Origin of the sequence: Tolypothrix sp. PCC 7601, from assembly GCF_025677855.1 — a bacterium.
In the GTDB taxonomy this organism is placed as follows: domain Bacteria; phylum Cyanobacteriota; class Cyanobacteriia; order Cyanobacteriales; family Nostocaceae; genus Aulosira; species Aulosira diplosiphon.
The window spans coordinates 3,123,966-3,147,740 of record NZ_CP064879.1 but is presented as its reverse complement, the minus strand read 5'-3'; the positions used below and the strand labels follow the sequence as shown (position 1 = coordinate 3,147,740).

The window sequence follows — 23,775 nt, the reverse complement described above, 5'->3', positions numbered from 1 at the left end:
GCTGGTAAGAGTTCAAATTTTCAACAAGTTTGAGCTTGCAACTTTCACCCCTCCCTCCGTTAGGTCAGGCTACCTCTGTGGAAATAACTCGGCAGATAGAATACGGTAAGTTTGTCCACACGCAAGAACAACTATATTACTTTGTGACATTTAGTTGTCAAGGCAATAACTCTTTGGCAGAACATGAAAACCCACTGAGTGAGTGGGTGACATATTTGTTTTATCCGCAGGCGAAACGATGAGAGGTAAAAAGATGCGATCGCATTCTTTTAGTTATGAAGAAACATCGCGTGTTCAGCGATTCTTTAACCAAAAATAGATGAGTAGGATTCAGAATCTATGACTGAAATCCTTACTGGAAGTGGCCTTACTAAGTCTGTAAGTATTGGGCGATCGCCACCATTTACCAACATATCTGCGTAATTTACCTGGCACTTAGTTCATATAAAGTGACGAATCAAACTAATGCTAAACAATTTTACGGCTACTAATACTAGTACAGTAATTGATACTGAAACCGTTTTACGCGCAGAAAATCTTAACGTTTATTACGGGAAGTTTCTCGCGTTGCAGAATATTTGCCTAAATATTTCCAAAAATCAGGTTACAGCTTTTATTGGCCCTTCTGGTTGTGGTAAAAGTACATTGCTACGATGCTATAACCGTCTCAACGACCTCATCAAGTCATTTCGAGCCGAAGGTAAAGTTTATTTTTACGGTAAAAATTTGTATGCACCAGAAATTGATGCTGTAGAGGTGCGTCGTCGGATTGGGATGGTGTTTCAAAAAGCAAACCCATTTCCTAAATCAATTTATGACAATGTTGCTTTTGGAGCCAGAGTTTGTGGCTACAAAGATAACATGGATGAATTGGTAGAACGGAGTCTACGGCAATCAGCTTTATGGGATGAAGTTAAAGACAGACTGCGACAAAGTGCTTTAGCCTTATCTGGTGGTCAACAACAACGGTTGTGTATTGCGCGAGCGATCGCTGGACAACCAGAAGTTATACTTATGGATGAACCTTGTTCTGCTCTTGACCCCCTATCTACTTTGCGGGTTGAAGAATTGATTCACGAACTCAAACAGCAATATACCATTGTCATTGTTACTCACAATATGCAACAAGCGGCACGAGTCTCTGACAAAACAGCTTTTTTCAACGTTAGCACTACCCAAACAAGAGATATTACTGGCTACTTGGTAGAGTACGACTCAACAAACGTGATTTTTAATCATCCTCAGCAGGAAGCCACAAAAGATTACGTCAGTGGTAGATTTGGTTAAATTTGGGTTTTGGGAGCCTAAGCTACCTGATAAGCTCCACATTGATATCTGGAGAATTGTAGCAAAAACTGGCAAAATTTTTATAAGCTCATAATTTTGGCAAATGGATTCATCTATAGACATAGATAATTGAGCAATAATTTATTCAAAGGTAATACTTTTTTGATAAACTATTACTAATAGTAGATTTATTTATGCTAATTTATTGTAGTCATTTTGCTGAGTTATCATGGTTATTTTTTAGTATCGATACTATTACATTACTGAAAAAATAATTTTAGTTAATCTCTTTAAAATTATCACCATAACATTTATTTTTTAGTCTAAATTAGACAACTTATACGCTATTGCAACGTTTTCTGAAACATGATTTGAAACAACAGCCTGTCATACTTAATATTGTTAAGAGATGACAAAAAATCTAGGGTAAATCACATGGCTGACATTGTAGATACCGCTGTTAAGGCTGGTTCTTTCAGTACTTTAGTTGCTGCTGTTAAGGCTGCTGGTCTGGTAGATACTCTCAAAGGTATTGGCCCATTCACCGTTTTTGCACCTACTGATGAAGCGTTTGCTAAACTTCCCGCAGGTACAGTAGATGCATTACTTAAGGACATTCCCAAACTGAAAAAAATCTTGACTTATCATGTCGTTTCTGGCAAGGTGCTAGCGGCGGATGTGGTGAAGCTGAAATCAGCTAAAACCGTTGAAGGGGAAGATGTGAAAATTGACGCTTCTAAAGGTGTCAAGATAAATAATGCCACAGTTACAACACCAGATGTTGCTGCTGATAATGGTGTAATTCACATCATCGACACAGTTTTAATGCCTGCATAAGTAATTGCTGAGATAGTAATTACTTTTAGTCGATACATCACAACCACCCAGATGTATCAGACTTCTGATCAAAATCTGAATTAAACCAAAATTGACATGAGTCGCACACAGATAAAATCTAAATTTATCTGTGTTTTTTTGTGAAATCAACAGACAAATTCTATTGCCATTCTCTATCCTCAAGTTCCTTTTGAGGCAGCAATAAAGTTGCTTCAATTTCTTGCCTAATCGTCCGTCAAGCTGAAGAAAGTGGAGTTTTGAATATCTTGTTGAATTCAGTTTATACCAAGGAGCCAGAAATCTCGGATAAGGAGTTACGTGCATCAGAACAAGGAATGGCAGCTTTGGTGCATCACGGTAATGGGCGATCGCAACTTGAATCTAAATCAATCTTAGTCAACTAATGCTAGATTTTAACACCTTAACTATTATCCCACACAGAGGTGTTAATTTCCGCATCTAACTAAAGTACCTTAGTGCCGATCAACTAAAGCTATCAGGCGTTTAGACAACAATGTATAAACCAATCCTAGAAAAAGATGGGACTAAATTTAAGGGTGGAATTACTCTACAGTGGTATGTGGCAGTACATTCTCACCCTTTAGATAAAAGAAGTTATTCTTACGCGATCGCTATCGATAACGTATTAGAGCGCAACCCATCCCCCCTTGCCGACTTTGACTCATGCTTGTTTGGTTGTTATGAAACAGCCTATCAAGCACTGAATGCCGCAGTTGAGGAAGCAAATAAGATCGTGTAACTGTTTTTGCCACACAACCTAACAAGATGCGATCGCAAAGAGTAAACTGGTGCTGCCACAATGACAAATTGTAAGTTATAATAGAGATCTAAACAGCGACAACGCTACACGTTGCGAGGCAACCAATATGGATGCCAATGAAGTTTTAAGACGATATGCTGCCGGAGAACGAAATTTTAGACAAGCAGACTGGAGAGGAATAAATTTAGCTAAAGCAATTTTGAGTGGGGTAGATTTGACTGGGGCACACTTGAATAACGCAGACTTGAGCTACTCAGATTTAAGCAGTGCTAATCTCAACTGGGCTGGACTCAAAGGAGCCGATTTCAGTGGCGCTAACCTGAGGGGAGCAAAAATGCCTGATGGCAGAACACACAACGACCTCTTAGAGTCTGCCAATTTTTTCTCTAGCTAAGACTGGACAATAAATTTGCTATTGGTGAGCAGTACCGTTAATCTCAAGGTACTGCTCATCGCTAGATATTACAGATTATTTTTCATATCGTAGTTAACCAAATCAACCAAGAAATGCAACAGCGCCAAGTCATGCTTGAGGATAAGGGATGTAATTCATTGCCGCTGTCTTCAATATGCGATCGCCTAACGCATTTTCGACCTAATTTAAATTTTTCAGGAGTTTGTAAATGAGTATTATTACCAAGATGATTCTAAATGCAGATGCAGAGGTTCGTTATCTCACTCCTGGAGAACTAGACCAGATTAATATCTTTGTTAAGAGCAGTCAGCGCCGTCTACAACTTGTGGAAGCTTTAACTCAAAGCCGCGCAACTATTGTTAAGCAAGCTGGAAAGGACATATTTCAGAGGTTTCCACGCCTTGTTGCTCCAGGTGGTAATGCTTACGGTGAAAATATGACTGCCACCTGCCTGCGGGATATGGATTACTACCTGCGGTTGATTACTTACAGTGTAGCGGCTGGAGATACTACGCCAATTCAAGAAATCGGGATTGTTGGTGTGCGGCAAATGTACAGATCTCTCGGCACCCCAATTGATGCGGTTGCTGAAAGTGTCCGTGCTATGAAGAACATCACTACCTCAATGTTGTCTGGAGAAGATGCAAGCGAAGTTGGCACTTACTTCGACTACCTAATTACTAATCTCCAATAGGCAGGCAATAACAATCACCTGGAGAGAGATCAGCCTTACTGCCTTAAAAAGGGGGCTAAGATTCTTTTAAATTCCCCCTTTTTGAGGAGAGCCGCTGCGTTGTGTAGAAACCCCCGCAACTTAGTGGTGTAGATAATGGCGGCTCTAAAAATAAAAGAATCTGGAAATAATTCATTTCTAAAACTTTTTTTACTTTTCATGTTGAAGTTAACCAAATAACCCTCGAAATCAAACAGCAGCTTGTCATGGTGTAAGAGAAAGGATGCTATATATTTTCTCTCTAACAGTTCACTCCTTTAGGGAATTAATGAGGGTTTGTAGCACTCGTTGTATATGAAATCTCAATTGGAGTAACTATGTATCCAAGTAATAGATTTCTTAATAATAATCTTTCAGTCCTCCAAGGGCTACAAGTACTCATCGTAGACGATAATGTCGATTTCTGCGATTTGATGATGCTCCTGCTGCAACTCTATGGTGTTGAGGTAAAACAAGCGTTTTCAGTCCCGCAAGCTCTGGAGATATTTGAGCAATGGCAACCTTATATAGTCATGAGTGACATTGGATTGCCGAAGGAAGATGGCTATTCCCTGATTCAAAAAATGAAAAGCAAAGCGAAAGAGTTAGGGCAAGTGGTGTTAGGGATTGCTGTGACAGGCTACGCCGATGAAAAGATGCGTCAACGTGCTTTGTCTGCTGGGTTTGACCTATGCTTTACCAAACCCCTAGATATTGATGAGTTTGTGGTTATGCTTGCCTGTTTAGCTATTTGCCAACAGTCTTCAGGTGCGATCGCCCAACGAATTTTGGGTCATGTTCTTAGACATAGTGATTTAAGTCTTGAACAGCAGTTAGAACCATCAGTTTCAAGTTAGCATCACCATTTTAGAAACACTATCAATTAATGTAATTTCGTTAAGGAGATTTTGAAAAATGCCGTTTACTATCAAGTCTGCACGCTCCATTTTTCCTGAAACTCAAGTTGCTAATGCAATTCCAGCTACGGTTGAATCATGCAACCAACTCAGTGCTGAGGATCAGTTGGCTTTACTTTGGTTTGTCTATACTGAAATGGGAGTTACAATCACTCCTGCTGCTATGGGAGCAGCCAATATGGTCTTTGCAGAAAAAACCCTGACTCAAATTAAGCAGATGCCTGCAATAGAACAAACGCAAGTTATGTGCGATCTAGTTAATCATAGTGATACTCCCATCTGCCGTACATATTCATCTTTCGGCACGAATGTTAAGTTGGGCTTCTGGTATCAGTTAGGCGAATGGATGAAACAAGGAATCGTTGCTCCCATTCCAGAAAATTATGAACTATCTGCACAGGCATCTGATGTTCTCCAAGCTATCCGTCAACTTGAAGGGGGTCAACAACTCACCGTATTACAAAATATTGTTGTCAATATGGGGTATGCCCCAACGGTTAGCACCCAAAAAGTCAAAGAACCTGTGGTTCCACCTAAAGATATCGCACCCAGAGCTAAGGTCAGCATTGAGGGCATCACCAACTTGACAGTCCTAAGCTATGTGGAGAATATGAACGCCTTTGACTTCCAAGAGGCTGTAGCTTTATTTGCTGAAGATGGTGCCCTGCAACCCCCTTTCCAAGAACCGATTGTGGGTAGGGAGAACATCCTCGCCTATATGCGCGAAGAATGCTACGGACTCAAGCTCATACCAGAGCGAGGGGTATCTGAACCAGCAGAAGGAGAATTCACCCAAATTCAAGTGACGGGTAAGGTGCAAACTCCCTGGTTTGGTGACAGTGTTGGCATAAATCTAGCATGGCGGTTCTTGCTCAATCCGCAAGGCAAGATTTTCTTTGTGGCAATTGATGTGGTGGCATCTCCCCAGGAACTACTTAACATGGGCTTTAGCCAGTAGAGCAAGTTTGGGGTAAACAGTGTCTGGGTGGGTCTAGAGGAGTACAGTTGGTCAATATTCTATTAAAAAGGGGCTATTGGTAGTGAGCAACCCATTTGCAGCAGCATAACCCTCTAAACCCTTGAAACACGGGGTTTCTTTGTTTTTATCAAGCTCAATTATTAGCAATACTATTCGTTGAACCTTGGGTGCAATATGTTAATTAAAAAGATAGTAATAATATCATAAGTATTTCAATTTTGTAAATAATTTGTTATAATAATTACATAGAACTTAAATACGAGGTCACGCCCATGCGCTACACCGATAAAAAAGGGAAGACCCTCAACCTTAATGATTGTATGACTGCTGACAGCTTCTTGATGGAAACGGAGGTTTACATCTGCGAGCCATTAGAAATGCATTTCAATAAACAAGGAGATTTAAAAGCAGGAAAGAAACCAAACAAAGCGATCAGCTATGCTGGGCGGAACGCCATCGCACATCTTGCTAGTGATGGCAGTGAACTGATCCCCGCTGAAGTTCAAGCGCGTACACACAGACAAGGCAGTCAATTACTGAATTTACCCCTCGCAACTGGCTATACAGTAGATGATGAGGGAATGCTCAATAACTATACAATTCAGCCTGCTATGTCCTTGGCAGAGTATCCCTCAACCAAACAGCAACAGCGCTACATCTTTCAGGGGGCAGTAGCTATCGTGTTTGTTGCTCTGACGCTGCTAACTGCATTCGCTGTCAGCTAGGTTTAACAATAGCTAGTAGTTCATGTCATTAATTTTGATGAGCTACAATATCCCGGACTTCTCCGAGAAGCCTGGGATCTGATCACCATTAACAACTCAGAACTCATGGGATGAACTACTAGTTAAAGTTGTTGCCCAAAAATCGGATGCGAATATCGGGCGATAATACAGCATGGTTCTGAGCGTTTTTTCTGAGTTATGTTAACAAAAAAATGTGATGAATATAGATTTTTCCAAGAAAATTACTAGCTTATCTTTATTACTACTTTGTGTTGCTTACGCTTTCTTGGGTTGGTATCTATCTGCTTATCATATTATTTGGCTTGTAGGAAGTTTTATAGCAACTGTGGCTTTCTTTGGCGGACGGAAAAATAGTTCTTTGTTTGAGCGTTCGTTGAGTTTTTTTCCTCCAGGCTTGTTGGGAATTTTTATTATCTCTTTAATTGTGAGTTTAATACTATTTGCTTTAGCAGTAAATAGCCCTATTTTAGGAATTCTCATTGTCACCCCGCTAGCAACTACTGTTTTAGCAGAATTAGAAATGCGGCTTACTGGTTTAAACAGACTAAATGCATTAGTAATTTTAATATTGATAGCTGGGTTTGGTTTAGTAGTGGGCGAAATGATAGATGTCTTGCTTGTGCCAAGTACCAGGTACTAAGTTATAGATGTTGTTTCACCACAAAAGTCTAAGACTGATTAAAAACTAATTTAAATAATAGCTTTTAAAATTAAATTTTGTTGGTTTATATGATAATTATAAATACTTATTATTCCTCATAAAATTACAATCATAAAATCACAAATAAATAATAAAGAAGATAAAAAATGCTAGTTTCATCCACTAATTCGAGTCGATTACTGACTCTTAATCTAACTGATAACAGCCAAAAAAATACAACTACATATACCTGGAACTCTTTATGGAGTCACCATAGTTGCCCTTGCTGTTCATATTGTTTACTCCGTCATATAAATAAGGGTGGTATTTACTGGCGTTGTAGCCATTGTTATCAAGAAATGCCAGTTTGGGACATATCTAATTGCAGAACTAGCTACTCTAGCTTCCTGCCTCTACAAGATTTTCAAGCCAAACATCCATATTAAACGAACAACTTAGCCAGAAAACTAATGCTCGACTTTAACACGTTAACTGAATTCTCAAGCACTTACTGCATTGGCATTTGTGCTTTTCTAATTCCAGCCAACCTACTTGCTACTTCATTGACAATAACTTTTACACTATTGCATCGTCCGTCTGTTCAGGTCTGGCAAGCTGCTGGAATTGCCAGTATCTTTGCTCTACTCATGATACTGCATGTAATTGCTTGGTTCATGATTGGAGTAGTTATGGCTCCTACATACATTTTGTTGGGCTTGGCAAGCATCTGTTTATTAGCAAATTTAGGGGCAATTCTTAGACATAGACGCTTTGTGAGAACTTATAATGACAATACAGTTTATATCTGTATTTAGCTCGCCTGGATTAGTGATAAGTTAAGGAAAAGCAGGATTTGTCAAGAGGAGGAGAAAAGGTGATAAATCAAGTTGTTGAGGCTTCTTCGGTATAGTCTTAACAATATCAAGACACTTATTTTCAGGAGCCGTAAAAAACCAAACTCGGTCAGTTGCCTTACCCTTGGAATATGCGTGATTAAAGTGATACAGACCCCTAAATACCATCTTCAGAGAAATTCGCTCAAATGGGAGAAATAACTCATCTGCGATCACATCCGCGAGGTCAATTAAAACTGTGTAGAACAACCAATTTGCCCAAACTTGAAGTTGGATACCATTAATTGAACCAATCCACAGATAACTTCATCCCAACAAGCATTTGGCAGTGTTAAATGCCTCCTCAATTCGCCACCATCGTGCATAAAGAAAGGTCGGCAACAACATATGGTGGAAGAACTTGAGGGTCTAAAACTGAGGTGATGTAGCTATACCAGGTTTAGCCTTGCTTGACTTCGATGAGACGTGTAACTTAAGGGATAAAGTGGCCGGAATTAAAGGATAAAGTGGCCGCCCTAAAAACCTGCAATACTTATTTTTGCGTCGCCCTACTTTCGCCATACTTTACAAGCGATCGCACTCAATTCTCGCAAATACCCTTCTGTCATAGGTTCTGTTCTGCGGCCACTTAGGACTTCCAAAAAATAAATTATGCCAAAAGCAATAATGATAATCACTCCCCTTTTGTAGTAATTTGAATAGTGACTGGGTTTTTGAGTGTGACAAACAGTGTCTATAGTATTAACTGATTCTCTGAAAAACTTATTGATTGAAACTGCATTTCAACTCAAAGGTGCGGCTAAACGTAAATTTATGGCACAAACAGTTGTGAAATTAGGTTTTGGAGGACAGAGGTTAGCGCAGAAAGAGTTGGGATGGAATCGAGACACAATTCGTAAAGGAATAAAAGAACTTACAAGTGGCATTACTTGCGTTGATAACTATTCAGCTAAAGGACGTTATAAAGCAGAAGAACATTTAACCACCCTTTTAGAGGACATAAAAAATCTAGTTGATTGCCAAAGTCAAACTGACCCCAGTTTTAAAAGTAGAAGATTATATACTCGATTGAGTGCTGCTGAAGTAAGAAAGCAGTTAATAGAAAAGTACGGTTATAGCGAATAAGTTTTACCTACATCAGAAACAATTCGCGTGAAATTAAATGATTTAGGTTACACCACTAGAAGAGTGCAGAAAGTTTTACCTCAAAAAAAATTCCTCAAACCTCAGCAATCTTTGATGAATTAGCAATTATTAATCAAAATGCCGACTCCGACCCAAGTATTTTACGCGCTATGTCTAGATGCCAAGGCTCGTGTAAACATTGGTTCATTTGACCGTGGAGGTAGAAACAGAGTTAAAACCGAAACTTTTGACCACGATTTTCAGCCAAAAACAAGTGTAACTCCTTATGGGATATTTATTCCCGAGTTAGATGAGCTTTTTTTATATTTCACAGAATCGAAGGTAACGAGTGATTTTATTATTGATGTATTAGAGGATTTTTGGAAGGGTGAGAAACATCGGTTTTCTCAAGTTAAAACATTAGTTCTTAATCAAGATAATGGCAGTGAGAATAACTCTCGAAGTACTCAATTCATGAAGCGTATAGTTGAATTCGCTCACCAGTATGAATTGAATATACGTTTAGCCTACTATCCTCCTTATCATAGTAAGTACAACCCAATTGAGAGAACATGGGCAGTATTAGAGAACCATTGGAATGGCAGTATTTTAGATGAAGTAGAAACGGCTGTAAAATTTGCTGCCACTATGAAATGGAACGGGAAGCATCCCGTGGTTAAGCTAGTACATAAAACTTATGAAACTGGTGTAAAACTTACCAAAAAAGCCATGTCTCAAATTGAAAGACAAATCTCACGTTTAACCAATTCTAGTCATGAGCTTTATGCAAATTTGGGAAATTGGTTTATTGATATCTCTTGTGGACAAACTTAATAATTCTATCTTGAGCAAAGCACTTATCTAGCTAGAAGCCATATTAAATCATCACTATTTCACCCTAGCAGAAACGACTCTTGGGTGTAGATTATTTATGACTAATTGAGGGGGAGAAAGCGGTTGCCGTCGGCAACCGCTTTCTCCTCCTATAACAATGATTATCATTCTTATATAAATGCTGCCTTTTGTTTTTTTGGAATAATTTATTCTCTGGAAGTCCCTTAGATCCAGATGTCGAATCAGTCCTCCTCACCCTTGAACTGAGCAATGGTTCAGTGCTGGATTTGGGGACAGGGCCTCTCACCCAAGCGATCGCTTTTCCTAGCTCCTCCAGTCAGCTAATTTTCACGAGTCCAAGCTTTTGAAACGGGCAAGGGATAGCATGACAGCAAAATTGCTGAGTTTGCTTAGTACCTATAGAGTAAATAATTACTTTATGAAGAGACGATAAAATTTTATTCTTTATTTGATAAATTCAGTAATCACACTACTGCTTCGGTAGTTAAACTGACAGTACAACAGAATAAGAAATTTCTCGCTTAATAGTTATATACCCGTAGCAAGTAGTAAGTTTTGACACTTATTGCTTGAATTCTGTTGCCAAATTTTCAGAGGGCAAACAATGACGGACATATTGAACCCTATACCTGGTTCTATAATTACCTGTCGCAATCGACAATGGGTGGTGCTACCTTCGGAAAATCAGGAAATTATCCGCTTGCGTCCCCTCTCAGGAAATGAGGACGAAATCGCTGGAATTTTTCAGCCTTTGCTCTCACAATTCCTAGAAAAGATTGAATCAGCAACATTTCCCCTACCTCAAGCTACTAGCGTACAAGATCATGCAGCTGCACTCTTACTCATGGATGCTGCACGTCTTTTACTCCGTAGCGGTGCGGGGCCTTTTCGCTGTTTAGGACGGTTATCACTGCGTCCCCGTCCTTATCAGTTAGTTCCTCTGTTGATGGCGCTGAAGTTAGAGACTGTAAAACTGCTCATTGCTGATGATGTGGGCATTGGCAAAACTGTCGAGGCTGGATTAATTGCGCGTGAGCTTTTAGATAGAGGTGAAGTCAAACGAATCGCAGTGCTGTGTCCACCACACTTGTGTGAACAGTGGCAGCAGGAATTACGCGAAAAGTTTCATATTGATGCTGTGGTAGTACGTTCTGGCACAGCTTCTAAGTTAGAGCGGAACATACCAAATAATGAGAGTGTTTTTAGTTATTATCGACACCTGATAGTTAGCTTGGACTATGCCAAAGCAGAGCGTCGGCGTGCTAGTTTTATTACTCACTGTCCAGACTTGGTGATTGTGGATGAGGCTCACACTTGTGCCCGTCCAAATAAAAATACTACATCGCAGCAGCAACGACACCAGCTAATTACAGAAATTGCCCAAAAGCAAGAACAACATTTACTCTTACTTACAGCTACTCCTCACAGTGGAATTGAAGAGTCTTTTCTGTCGCTTCTAGGTTTGCTGAAGCCAGAATTTGAGCATTTTACTTTAAGTAATTTGAATGAGAAGCAACGCGATCGCCTAGCCAATCATTTTGTGCAGCGCCGACGGGCAGATGTCAAGCTTTGGTTAGGGAACGAAACGCCTTTTCCTGAAAGAAACTCAGAAGAAACGCCATACAAGTTATCGAAAGAATATAAACAGCTATTTGATGAAGTCTATGACTTTGCCCGTGGTTTGGTGAAAACTACTACGGCGGACATGAGTCATGCTCAACGTCGGGGGAGATATTGGTCGGCGCTGGCGTTGATTCGTTGTGTGATGTCTTCGCCTGCGGCGGCGATCGCTACATTAAATCGTCAAGTTGGTAAATCTAGTGAACGCGATCGCAATTCGTTAGTCGCTGATTTAGACGAAGACTTGATGAGTTCTTATGTTCACGATCCCACAGAACAAGAACAAGCAGTTGACGCATCACCCACTGTGGTAATTGAACAAGGACAGCAAAGTTATAAGGACACAGATAAACGCAAGCTAAAAGCTTTTGTGCAAGCAGCAGAGAAGTTGCGGGGTGAAAAAGACCAAAAGCTACAATCATGCATTACTACAGTCGATTCTCTGCTCAAAGAAGAGATGAACCCGATTGTCTGGTGTCGCTACATTGCTACGGCAAATTATGTAGCTGATGCTCTCAGGCAGAAATTAGAGAAAAAAGGAAGCCAAATTCGGGTAATCGCTATTACTGGGGAACTTTCAGAGGATGAGCGGGAAACTCGACTAGAAGAGTTAAAATCTTATCCCCAACGAGTGCTAGTAGCTACAGACTGTTTGAGTGAAGGGGTAAACCTGCAAACACACTTCAGTGCTGTAATTCACTACGATTTACCCTGGAATCCTAATCGCTTAGAGCAACGGGAAGGACGTATAGACCGCTACGGTCAAACTGCCAGTCAGGTAAAAGCCTGCTTGCTTTATGGTCAGGATAATCCTGTTGATGGTGCGGTTCTGGATGTTCTAATTCGCAAAGCTGTTCAGATTCACAAATCTTTGGGGATTACTGTTCCTGTGCCAATGGAAAGTACGACTGTAGCGGAGGCTGTTTTTAAATCTCTGTTTGAACGTGCTGCTGAAGTTATCCAGTTATCTCTGTTTGATTTTCAGGAAGAATCAGCAGTTGATAAAGTTCATAAGAATTGGGACAACGCAGTTGAACGGGAGAAAATTAATCGGACTCGCTTTGCTCAACGTGCGATTAAGCCTGAGCAAGTAGAACAGGAATTAATTGACTCTGACCAGATTTTAGGGAATGAGCAGGATGTAGAGCGTTTTGTCTTATCGGCGTGCGATCGCATCTCTTGTTCTTTAATTAAGAAAAAGCAGGGATGGTTACTTCCCCAACCACCAGATTTTCTCAAGTCAACGTTAGGGGATAAGTCGCGCTTACTCACTTTTACCACCCCAGCACCAGAAGGTGTGGAATATGTGGGGCGGAATCATCCCTTGGTGGAAGGTTTAGCGCGGTACATCCTAGAAGATGCGCTTTCTCATAATACAGAACCAATTGCAGCACGATGCGGCTTTACTACAACTAATGCTGTACAAAAGCGGACGACTTTACTGTTAGTAAGGCTACGGCATTTGTTAGACAGTTCTAAACGCAGTACAGAAACGCGAAATACTACATCTCTACTAGCGGAAGAATGCGCCGTTATCGGCTTTACAGGTTCGCCTTCTAGTCCTAACTGGTTGTCGCAGTTGTCAGCAACATCATTACTGCAACAAGCCAAGCCAGTCAGCGATGTTGGTAAAGCTATCAAGCAGGTGGAAATTGCTGACTTACTTGAAAGGTTAGAAGAACTCCAGCCAGATTTGGAAAAGTTTGCAGGGGAAAGGGCGGAAGAACTTTTACAAAGCCATAAGCGAGTGAGAGACATTACCAAAGAAGGACGAATCCGCGTCACTCCCCAATTGCCGATGGATGTTCTCGGCGTTTTTATCCTCCAACCTGGACGTAAGTAAAAGGCTCGTAGTAGAGCTTTAGCGCCAAAGCAAACGTAATTTTTATTCTTAATTCTCTATATATGAAAACTACATTAACTGCGCTTCAAATTGAAGGAAATTTACTGGCTCCAGATATGACTGCCCAAATGCTAGAAGGCAGTATCAAAGGACAATCGCCAGAGGATTTTGGTTTTAATAAAACTGATAAATTAGCAGATGAAATTGCTACAGCTTGGGGCGATGCTAAAGCATATTGGGCAGCATTTCAACGGGCATTGGCTAGATTAGATGAGAATAACACCGCTACAAGTATTACTCGTGAACTTTGGGCAGTGCCATTACTACAGAGTCTAGGCTATGACCCTGTATATACTGCAACAGCCGAAGTGGTGGAAGGACAAACCTATGCGATTTCCCATCGTGCGGAAGAGGGAGAAAATAAACCACCTATCCACATTATTGGTTGTCGGCTAGAAGTTGATAAACGTCCGCCCAGTGGCACACCCAGGCTATCAGCACACGCACTGGTGCAGGAGTATCTTAACAAGACAGAGCATTTGTGGGCGATCGCAACTAATGGTTTTCGTTGGCGGTTGCTACGTGATTCTTCGTTGATGACTCGTCTTACTTATATCGAATTTGACTTAGAGCAAATTCTCAACGGTGAAAACTTTGCTGAGTTTGGCTTATTTTATAGGCTGTTCCACCGTTCCCGCTTGCCTGAAGCTGTGGATGATGCAGATAAGTGTTTGCTGGAATATTACCATCAAGAAGCACTGCAACAAGGTGGACGAGTACGCGACAAACTTCGTGATGGGGTTGAAAAAGCTTTAGTTCAGCTAGGTAACGGCTTTATTCAACATCCGCAAAACGAACACCTGCGCCAAAAGTTAGGAATTATCCCCCATTACGAAACAGAAATTACAAGTTACGAATTTTACCGCCAATTGTTGCGGCTAATTTATCGCTTACTGTTTTTAATGGTGGCAGAATCTCGCAATTTATTATTAATTGGGGATGATGTAGAAAAAGCAAGAATCTACCGAGAATATTACAGCATTGAGCGACTGCGAGAGTTAGCTGAACGTCCTCATTGGCGGCGGGAAGGTTTTCAAGATTTATGGCAGGGTTTGCGGGTAACTTTTTTACTATTTGATGAAAACTGGCGCGGGGAAGTACTAGGTTTGTCTCCTCTGAATGGCGATTTATTTGGTTCTAATACTCTGTCAGCTTTAGATGATTGTGCAATTGATAATTATGATTTACTTTTAGCAATTCGCCAGTTATCGCTGTATCAAGACAAGGTACAACTACGGCGGGTGAATTATGAATATTTAGATGTCGAAGAATTAGGAAGCGTTTATGAGAGTTTGTTAGATTTTCATCCCCAGGTAATACATAGTCAGGGGAGATATGAATTTGCTTTGGTTTTTGGTAGTGAAAGGAAAATTACTGGTTCTTACTATACCCCGCCACAACTTGTACAACAACTCATCAAAACTGCACTTGTACCAGTAATTGAAGAAAAACTTCGCAGTACAAAAGATAAACTTCGCAATTCAGAAAATAATCAAGAATTAGAAAAAGCACTTTTGGATTTAAAAGTTTGCGATCCGGCTTGCGGTTCGGGACATTTTCTTTTAGCAGCAGCAAGATGTATTGGGAAAGAATTAGCCAAAGTTCGTACTGGCGAAGTAGAACCGGGAAGTGAACCTTTAAAATTAGCGATTAGAGATGTTATTCAAAATTGCATTTATGGGGTGGATTTAAACCCGTTAGCTGTGGATTTGTGCAAGGTGGCGTTATGGATTGAAGGCTTTCCTGGTAAGTTACCCCTTACCTTTTTAGATCACAGAATTAAATGTGGTAATTCCCTAGTGGGAGTGTTGGATATTAATTGTTTGAAAGAAGGAATACCTGATGAAGCGTATAAAGCTGTGACTGGAGATGATAAGAAGTTAGCCACACAGCTTAAGAAGCGTAATAAGAAAGAACGAGAGACAGATAATCAGGGACAGTTATCACTGTTTGGAGGTTTAGAACCTGAACGTACACATTACGCAGAAACTGTGCGGGAGTTAGGACATATTGCTGAACTCACACCACAACAAGTAAGAGAAAAGCAAACACGTTATCAGCAAACTCGTAAAGAGTCGGGATGGTGGCGAGATTATTCGGCGTGTAATTTGTGGACTGCGGCATTTTTTACAGCATTGACGGAAGAGAATTTGCAGTTATTACCAACAACGGCAGCGTTAACTCAGCTTTTACATGGTAATTTGTCAACGCAAAAGATAGTAGACGCAGCAAATAAGTTAGCTGAAAAAAAGCACTTTTTTCACTGGTGTTTAGAGTTTCCTGAAGTATTTGAACAAGATGGTTTTGATTGTGTTTTAGGAAATCCACCTTGGGAAAGAATTAAGTTACAAGAAAAAGAGTTTTTTGCTTCTCAAAGTGCGGAAATTGCTAATGCTATAAATAAAGCAGCGCGAGAAAAATTGATTAAGGAATTACCAAAGAATAATCCTGAGTTAGCACAAGCTTTTGATGAGGCGAAACATGATGCTGAGGCGCAGAGTAAGTTTATCCGCGAATCGGGTAGATTTCCGTTAACTGCTGTGGGAGATATTAATACTTATACTGTGTTTGCAGAAACTATAAGAAGGTTGATTTCAAATTATGGAAGATTAGGGGTAATTGTTCCTACAGCAATAGCTACAAGTGATACAACTAAAAATTTCTTCAATGACTTAATTAGTAACCATAGCCTTGTACAGCTTATAGGTTTTATCAATGAGAAATCAATTTTTACATCAGTTCTACATAATTTCAGATTTTGTATTCTTTCAATTACAGGACTAGGCAGCAAAACTGAAAAGCCAGAATTTATCTTTGAATGTCAAACTTTTCAAGAAATAGATAAAATTGAAAGACATTTCACACTACATATTGATGATTTAAAACTTTTAAACCCTAACACGCTCACTTGTCCAGTTTTTAGAACTAGTGATGATACGGAACTAACTAAGAAAATCTATCAGCGCGTACCTGTTTTGGAAAATGAGCAAACAAGTAGCAACCCCTGGGTTATTTCATTTATGCGTATGTTTGACATGACAAATGATGGTGAAGTATTTGCAAAACAATCACTTCCAGATTATGTACGACTATTTGAAGGTAAAATGATTGATATTTTTGAACATCGTTCTGCAAGTTCTGTAACGAATGCTAAGAATTTAATACGTTCTGGTCAACCAATTGCAACCACACTAGAACAATATATAGACCCCAATTATTTACCAACTCCGCAGTATTGGGTAAGTAAAAAGGAAGTATTGTCAAGATTACCACACAAGTCTCCTAAATGGTTTATTGGATTTAAAAGTGTTACTAGTCCAATTAATGAAAGAACATTTGTTGCTACAATTCTGCCATTTAGTGGGGTTGGTAATTCCATTCCTTTAATACTAGCTGATTTTCCCAATGCAAGATTAGCTTGTTGCTTACTTGCTAACTTAAATAGTCTAGTGTTCGACTTTGTAGTTAAGCAAAAAATTGGAGGAGTAAACCTCAATTTTTTCATAGTCAAACAACTTCCCGTCCTTCCTCCAAAAGCATACACTCAAGAAAACATTGAATTTATCAGTACTCGCGTACTCGAATTAGTCTACACCGCCTGGGATATGCAACCCTTCGCCAATGACATGGGCTACGACGGCGAACCCTTTATTTGGAATAACAACAGACGTGCATTATTAAGAGCAGAATTAGACGCATATTACGCCAAACTCTACGGACTCACCCGTGATGAACTGCGATATATTCTCGACCCTGCTGATGTCTACGGCGAAGACTTCCCCAGCGAAACATTCCGCGTTTTAAAGAACAACGAAATTAAGAAATTTGGCGAATACCGTACACAAAGATTAGTCCTAGAAGCTTGGGATACAATGTTTAAATAATTCGTAATTAGGACTTTATGAAAACAGATGCAATTTTCTACGAAATATTTAAAGAATTTCCCAACATCTTTTTTGAAATCATTGGTAAACCAGATACTAACACCAATATATATGAGTTTATTGCACCAGAAATTAAACAAAAAAGCTTCCGATTAGATGGGGTATTTTCTCCATTTGCAGAATTCCCTAATGAAGCATTGTACTTTATCGAGGTTCAGTTTTACAAAGATGAAGAATTTTATGATCGACTATTCACCAGTATATTCCTTTACTTCACCCAATATCAGCCCCCTAACCCTGATTGGTTCGCAATAGTTATCTATGACAAGCGCAGCAATGAACGTACCTATCCCCAACGTTATCGTTCTTTATTAGAACCACATCTACGCCGCTTTTACCTAGATGAACTTGACGATGTACCAGACGATTCTCTGGGAATAGGAATTGTCCGCTTAGTTGTAGAAAGTGAAAATAAAGCCGGAGAATTAGCCAAAACCCTAATTAATAAAGCTAAAGAACAATTAACAGACACTCTCATCCAAAGAAAAGTTTTAGAATTTATAGAGACAATCGTAGTCTACAAGTTTCCTAATTTAAGCCGCGAGGAGATAGAAGCCATGCTGAATTTAAACTTGCTGAAAGAAACTAGAGTTTATCAAGAAGCCAAAGCAGAAGGTAAGGAAGAAGGTGAACTGGAAACAAAATTGAAAATGATCCCAATCTTCCTAGAACTAGGTTTAACTATTCAACAAATTTCTGAACGTTTAGAACTAGACGTAGAAGAAGTAAGAAAAGTTGTACAAACGATGTAAAAATATCAACAATACATATCCGATGAAGCTCCCAATTAAACTTCAGGATTTATTGCAACAGAATGAAAGCGCAATTGTAGCAGCTAGCACATTTTTTAGCCAAAAAATAGCATTGCTAGATTGTACAGGAGTGGTAACAGTCACTTCCGAACAACTAGCGCTTTTATTTTCCAGCATTCCTGAAGATTGGGAATTCCAAGAATTTTCAGAAATTCTCAACTTATCTACTGTTAATTCAATTTTCAATCACCAACTTCAAGAATGGATTAATCAACGCTTAGGACACACTCAACCCCAGTCCTCAATTACAAATGCCGAATTATCTAATACGAATGAACTCGATATTTTCAACTTCCGCAACGAAGTAATTGGCGACTACCGCCGCTATATAGAAAGCTTCCTCAAAATCCGCGACTCCAAAGTCAAAGAATTTGTAGACGCAGAATTAGACAAAGGACAACTCTGGACAGATCCCCTAGTACAACTCAATCCCAGCTATAAAAAAGGTGCAACAGTCAAAGAATTAGTACAACAGCAAACCCTCCATCCAGACAGCGAAAACTACTTCTGCAAAAAAGACGGTACACCTTTTACTTTCCATTACCACCAAAAGCAAGCATTTGAAACCGCACAACGCCAAGAACCCTACGTTGTCACTACAGGCACAGGTTCCGGTAAAAGCATGACTTACGTCGTGCCTATTTTTGATGATTTACTGCGTCATCCCGAAATTTCCGGAGTCAGGGCAATATTGGTTTATCCCATGAATGCCTTAATTAACTCCCAAAAAGAAGAACTCGACAAATTTTTACGCCAAGTTCCCAATACTCACATTCGCGTCGAACAATACACCGGACAAGAAAGTTTAACCAGGAAAACCGAAATTCAAAACAACCCACCCCATATTTTGCTGACCAACTACGTGATGTTAGAGTTAATGCTCTCACGCACTCACGAAAATAAACTGGTCGAATCTGCAAATTTAAAATTCTTGGTACTGGATGAATTACATACCTATCGAGGGCGACAAGGCGCAGATGTTGCCATCTTAATTCGTAAACTCCGGCAACGCAGCAAAAGTAATGACGAATTACTCTGCATTGGCACCAGCGCCACCATGTCAACGGAAGGTTCTCGTCAACAACGCCGTCAGGTAGTAGCAGATGTGGCTAGTAAGTTATTTGGTGTAGAAATCAAACCCAGCAACGTCATTGATGAGACTCTAGAACGTTCTATCCAACGTGCTGAACCTACCATTGAACAACTGCGTCAAGCAATTTTGGCAGGCTTACCAAGCGATTTAGAACAGACACCAACAGAATTTCAAAATCATCCCCTAAGCTATTGGATAGAGATGAACTTCGGTTTAGAAGCAAGAGAAGGGCATCTCGTCCGCCGTCAACCCATTAGTTTAGAAACAGGTGCAACCAAACTTGCCGAACAAACCCAGCTTCCAGAGGAAACTTGTTTAACAGTTCTCAAACAGATGTTCCTCTGGGGAAGCAAAACCAAAGGACTGGCATTTCGCCTGCATCAGTTCATTTCCCAAGGGGGAAGCGTTTACGCCACAATTGAAAATCGAGACAAACGCCATTTCACCCTAGAAGGACAATATACAACCACCGATAACCGCCTGCTTTATCCCCTGGTTTTTTGCCGAGAATGCGGACAGGATTACTATGTCGTGCGCTACGATGCCGATAAGCACATCATCCTACCCCAGTTGCCCACAGCATTAGATATCAGTCCTGACGATGCAGATATCACGGAAGGTTATCTTACCCTAGATGAACCAGGACTATGGGATACAGGCGATGAAGATAGACTTCCTGACTCTTGGTTCAGTGAAACCAAAAAGAAAGGACGGGTTGCTAAAAAAGACTTTGCGCCGTTTATTCCTCGTAAGCTGCAAGTCCTAGCCAATGGTAAAGTTACATCCTCTCTGTTACAAGGAACCACTTGTTGGTTTATTCCCAAACCCTTTCTTACCTGTCTCAACTGCGGCGTACTCCATGACAAGAAGCGCAACGAATTTACCAAACTCTCTCGCCTCAGCAGTGAAGGACGCAGTACCGCCACTACCTTGCTTTGCCTTTCTACCACCAGCCGCCTCAAGCAAGCCTTTACAGGGGAAAAGCCAAAGCTGCCAAAATTCTCAGCTTTACCGATAACCGTCAAGATGCGTCTTTACAAGCCGGACATTTCAATGATTTTGTGCAAACCAGTTTTTTACGGGCTGCACTTTTAGGCGCAATTCAAGCTAAACAACAACTTACCCACAGCGAATTAGCTAGTGTAGTCATCCAGTACATGGGAATTACTCAAAACGACTACGCCAAGCAACCAGCAGAATTTAGTGGTGGTAAGCGGCGCAATGAAGAAGCATTTCGCAAACTGATTGAATACCGCCTTTACGAAGACTTGCGTCGGGGATGGCGCATCGTCCAACCCAACCTCGAACAGTGCGGACTGTTAGTAATTGAGTATGACGGATTGCAAGAAGACTGTGCTGACAACAACCTTTGGCAAAAACACCGCCATCCCCTGCTACTACAAGCCACTCCCCAACAACGTTTCGTAATTACACAAGCACTCCTCAACCATCTGCGGCGAGAATTAGCCATTGATGCCAAACTGTTGCAACCAGACCAAAAAGACTCACTTAGAAGCGAAGTTATTCAAATAATTAAAGAACCTTGGGTATTTGACGAGAACGAATATCTGCATTTAGCAACTTGGGCAACCATTAGCAGTGGTAGCGAGAGAGCCAAAGTCAAGCTTACCACTAGAAGTAAAATCGGAAGGTTTTTGCGATCGCCTAATACCTGGTCACTTCGTAGCCAACCTTTAACAGATACGGAATTTAACAGCTTAATCACCACTTTAGTTAGTGCTTTATGTGACGCTGGCTATTTAGTGCAACAAAAATCTGAGGTACAGCTACAAATTAGTTCTCTACTGTGGAAAGCAAGCAACCTCAAGGAAATTCCCACCGACCCTTTAACATCGCGTCGCTTGCAAGGTAACGATCAAACAAGTATATCTGTTAACCAATTCTTCCAAGGATTCTACCAAACCAACGCCCTACAAATCCAAACAATGGAAGGGCGAGAACATACAGGACAAGTAAGCAATAAAGACCGTCAAGAACGAGAAGAAAAATTCCGCCAAGGACAATTAGCAGCATTGTTCTGTTCTCCGACAATGGAATTAGGCATCGACATTTCCGACCTCAGCGTTGTCCATCTACGGAACGTTCCCCCCAGTCCCGCCAATTATGCTCAACGCAGTGGTCGCGCTGGTAGAAGTGGGCAGGAAGCCTTAGTAATTACCTATGCTTCCATTGGTAGCGGTCACGACCAATACTTTTTCAAACGCCAAAATCAAATGGTAGCTGGGGTAGTTGCTCCACCAAAACTAGAACTAGCCAACCAAGATTTAATTAAATCTCATGTGTATTCAATTTGGCTAGCACACACTGGGGTTTACTTGGAAGACTCCATGAATAAACTCTTAGATTTGGAACTAGAAGGTTATCCCCTCAAAGACAGTATTCGCCAACAACTTACCCTCAGCCCTGCCAAATTAGCCCAATGTCTGCAAGCTACTCAGTCCATTTTCTCAGACTTTTTCTGCCAAGAGGATTTGCAAAAAGCTTCCTGGTATTCTGTTAATTGGCTACAGCTAACTATTGACAACGCCCTGAATGCTTTTGACCGCGCCTGTAAGCGTTGGCGAGAATTGTACACAGAATCAGTCAAACAATTAGAATCTGCCCGCCGCACCATTGACCGTTCTGCTAGAGGTGATGTCACCCAGGAAGAACGCAGTAACGCCGAAGCACAGTCACGAGAAGCGCAACGACAAATTGACCTCCTCGTAGGACACACCCAAGGCAAGAGTAATTCCCAGTTTGAATTTTATCCCTATCGCTACTTTGCCGCCGAGGGATTTTTACCAGGATTCAACTTCCCCCGTCTACCAGTCCGGGCATTTATTCCCGCTGGTGAAGGTGGTGAATTCATTTCTCGCCCGCGCTCAATGGCATTACGAGAATTTGCTCCTAGTAATATTCTTTACTATGAAGGCAGTAAATTTATGGTAGCCAAAACTAAAGTTCCTGTTGGTGGTATTGAAGGCGAGTATAAGCGGGTGAGCGTTTGTGCTAATTGTGGCTATTATCACGACGGTGATTTTCGTGATACCTGCGAAAACTGTGGTTTAGAAATTAAACCTGATGTTCATAACAATGTAGCTAAATTGACTCGTGTGCTACCAATGGAAACTGCGATCGCTCGCCGTCGAGAACGTATTACCTGCGACGAAGAAGAACGGCTCAAGTACGGCTACAACATTACAACCCATTTCCGCTACGCCAATCAAAAACGAGAATCCGCGATCGTCCAAGCTGCTGATGCTACGCCACTATTCAAGTTAACCTATGGAGCCACTGCTACCATCTGGCGAATTAATCGCGGACTGAAGAAGAATAGAGAAGACCGAGGATTTAAGCTTAATCCGACAACGGGTGTATGGGGGGACAATAAAAACCCACAGGCTCAACAAACCCCTGACAGCCTGCACGCTGAAGTTAATTTAATGGTCGATGATACTTGTAATATCTTGGTGGTTGAACCCTTAAATATTCCTGCTGATAACAGAGAAGCTTTTATTACTACCCTGCAATATGTTTTAGAAACAGCAATCCAAGCCGTCTACAAATTAGAAGCTGATGAACTTGATTCAGAACGGCTAGGTGCAGGTAAATATCTGCTTTTCTGGGAAGCTGCTGAAGGTGGCGCAGGCGTATTATCTCAACTTTTAGAAAAACCAGAAGCATTTAAAAAAATTGCTGATGCGGCTTTAGATATTTGTCATTTCACGCAACCAAAAGAAAGTTGTATTCAAGCTTGTTATGAATGTTTGCTTTCCTACCGCAACCAATTCGACCATGCGCTGATAAACCGTCATCTAATTAAACCCTGGCTTGACCTACTACTGGAGAGTAGCGTTATTACTCAAACCAAAGGACTTTCTCGTGATCAGCAATATCAAAAACTGCTGCAACAAACAGACCCCAACTCTGATTTTGAGCGCGTGGTGTTACAGGAGATTTATCAACGCGGGTATAAATTACCTGATGCTGGCCAAAAGTTGATTCCAGAAGCCAACTGTAAGCCAGATTTTGTGTATGAGCAGGAGGCGATCGCACTTTTCTGTGACGGGTCAGTTCATGATAGTCCTGATAAACGCAAGCAAGACCAAATTGAGCGGGATAATCTCAGATACGACACAAATTACACTGTCATAACGCTGCGGCATGATGAGGATTGGGGAGGGAAGTTAGTAATTTTGGGGAGTTTGTGAGTTATGAGTTAATAATTTGTAATCATTATTGTTTCGCTCTT

The 23,775-nt window shown here is 40.7% G+C and carries 17 protein-coding genes and 2 pseudogenes; 18 read left to right on the top strand and 1 reads right to left on the bottom strand.

Annotation, left to right across the window (positions count from 1 at the left end):
• The first annotated feature begins 35 nt into the window (after positions 1–35).
• The 12 genes from HG267_RS13185 to HG267_RS13130 all read left to right on the top strand — a co-directional run bounded on the left by HG267_RS13185 (position 36) and on the right by HG267_RS13130 (position 8,129).
• The gene (locus HG267_RS13185) at positions 36–242 is read left to right on the top strand and encodes a hypothetical protein (protein WP_263420051.1); all 207 of its coding nucleotides are present in this window, start codon (positions 36–38) and stop codon (positions 240–242) included.
• A gap of 223 nt (positions 243–465) precedes the next feature.
• Positions 466–1,287: a phosphate ABC transporter ATP-binding protein PstB gene (gene pstB, locus HG267_RS13180; protein WP_045869372.1), complete on the top strand. Its 822-nt coding sequence runs from the start codon at positions 466–468 to the stop codon at positions 1,285–1,287.
• A 435-nt stretch (positions 1,288–1,722) separates the two neighbouring features.
• Positions 1,723–2,124: a fasciclin domain-containing protein gene (locus HG267_RS13175; protein ID WP_045869371.1), complete on the top strand. Its 402-nt coding sequence runs from the start codon at positions 1,723–1,725 to the stop codon at positions 2,122–2,124.
• 266 nt (positions 2,125–2,390) lie between these two features.
• Positions 2,391–2,528, top strand: coding sequence for a hypothetical protein (locus HG267_RS13170; protein WP_155539112.1), 138 nt, complete (start codon positions 2,391–2,393; stop codon positions 2,526–2,528).
• A gap of 110 nt (positions 2,529–2,638) precedes the next feature.
• Positions 2,639–2,884 carry a hypothetical protein gene (locus tag HG267_RS13165; protein ID WP_045869370.1) on the top strand — a complete coding sequence of 82 codons (246 nt, stop codon included), beginning with the start codon at positions 2,639–2,641 and terminating at the stop codon, positions 2,882–2,884.
• Between the two features lie 127 nt (positions 2,885–3,011).
• On the top strand, positions 3,012–3,299 hold the full coding sequence (locus tag HG267_RS13160; protein WP_045869369.1) for a pentapeptide repeat-containing protein: 288 nt from the start codon (positions 3,012–3,014) through the stop codon (positions 3,297–3,299).
• 229 nt (positions 3,300–3,528) lie between these two features.
• Positions 3,529–4,014 (top strand): Allophycocyanin subunit alpha 2, encoded by a 486-nt coding sequence (locus HG267_RS13155; protein WP_045869368.1) that lies wholly within the window; start codon positions 3,529–3,531, stop codon positions 4,012–4,014.
• Positions 4,015–4,370: 356 nt separating this feature from the next.
• Positions 4,371–4,889 carry a response regulator gene (locus HG267_RS13150; protein WP_045869367.1) on the top strand — a complete coding sequence of 173 codons (519 nt, stop codon included), beginning with the start codon at positions 4,371–4,373 and terminating at the stop codon, positions 4,887–4,889.
• Between the two features lie 58 nt (positions 4,890–4,947).
• Entirely contained in the window at positions 4,948–5,907 is a 960-nt protein-coding gene (locus HG267_RS13145) for an orange carotenoid-binding protein (protein WP_045869366.1), read from the top strand.
• 293 nt (positions 5,908–6,200) lie between these two features.
• Complete coding sequence (psb34, locus tag HG267_RS41735) at positions 6,201–6,653, top strand: photosystem II assembly protein Psb34 (RefSeq protein WP_045869365.1); 453 nt, start codon at positions 6,201–6,203, stop codon at positions 6,651–6,653.
• Positions 6,654–6,870: 217 nt separating this feature from the next.
• Positions 6,871–7,314, top strand: coding sequence for a hypothetical protein (locus HG267_RS13135; RefSeq protein ID WP_045869364.1), 444 nt, complete (start codon positions 6,871–6,873; stop codon positions 7,312–7,314).
• A gap of 470 nt (positions 7,315–7,784) precedes the next feature.
• Positions 7,785–8,129 carry a hypothetical protein gene (locus tag HG267_RS13130; protein WP_045869363.1) on the top strand — a complete coding sequence of 115 codons (345 nt, stop codon included), beginning with the start codon at positions 7,785–7,787 and terminating at the stop codon, positions 8,127–8,129.
• Positions 8,130–8,183: 54 nt separating this feature from the next.
• Here HG267_RS13130 and HG267_RS13125 read toward each other — a convergent pair.
• Positions 8,184–8,607: pseudogene (locus tag HG267_RS13125) on the bottom strand (IS4 family transposase); the annotation flags it as partial.
• Between the two features lie 296 nt (positions 8,608–8,903).
• On the opposite strand from HG267_RS13125, the pseudogene HG267_RS13120 reads away from it, so the two are divergent.
• The 6 genes and pseudogenes from HG267_RS13120 (at position 8,904) to HG267_RS13095 (ending at position 23,734) form a co-directional block, all read left to right on the top strand.
• Positions 8,904–10,127, top strand: a pseudogene (locus tag HG267_RS13120) (ISAzo13 family transposase).
• Positions 10,128–10,752: 625 nt separating this feature from the next.
• Positions 10,753–13,611, top strand: coding sequence for a helicase-related protein (locus tag HG267_RS13115; protein WP_045869360.1), 2,859 nt, complete (start codon positions 10,753–10,755; stop codon positions 13,609–13,611).
• Between the two features lie 62 nt (positions 13,612–13,673).
• A complete protein-coding gene (locus HG267_RS13110) occupies positions 13,674–17,555 on the top strand; it encodes an Eco57I restriction-modification methylase domain-containing protein (RefSeq protein WP_168160955.1) in 3,882 nt (1,293 codons plus the stop codon).
• Positions 17,556–17,572: 17 nt separating this feature from the next.
• Positions 17,573–18,367 carry an Rpn family recombination-promoting nuclease/putative transposase gene (locus HG267_RS13105; protein WP_045869359.1) on the top strand — a complete coding sequence of 265 codons (795 nt, stop codon included), beginning with the start codon at positions 17,573–17,575 and terminating at the stop codon, positions 18,365–18,367.
• Positions 18,368–18,389: 22 nt separating this feature from the next.
• The gene (locus tag HG267_RS13100) at positions 18,390–20,615 is read left to right on the top strand and encodes a DEAD/DEAH box helicase (RefSeq protein WP_263420050.1); all 2,226 of its coding nucleotides are present in this window, start codon (positions 18,390–18,392) and stop codon (positions 20,613–20,615) included.
• Between the two features lie 62 nt (positions 20,616–20,677).
• Complete coding sequence (locus HG267_RS13095) at positions 20,678–23,734, top strand: DUF1998 domain-containing protein (RefSeq protein WP_317891625.1); 3,057 nt, start codon at positions 20,678–20,680, stop codon at positions 23,732–23,734.
• The last annotated feature ends 41 nt before the right edge of the window (positions 23,735–23,775 follow it).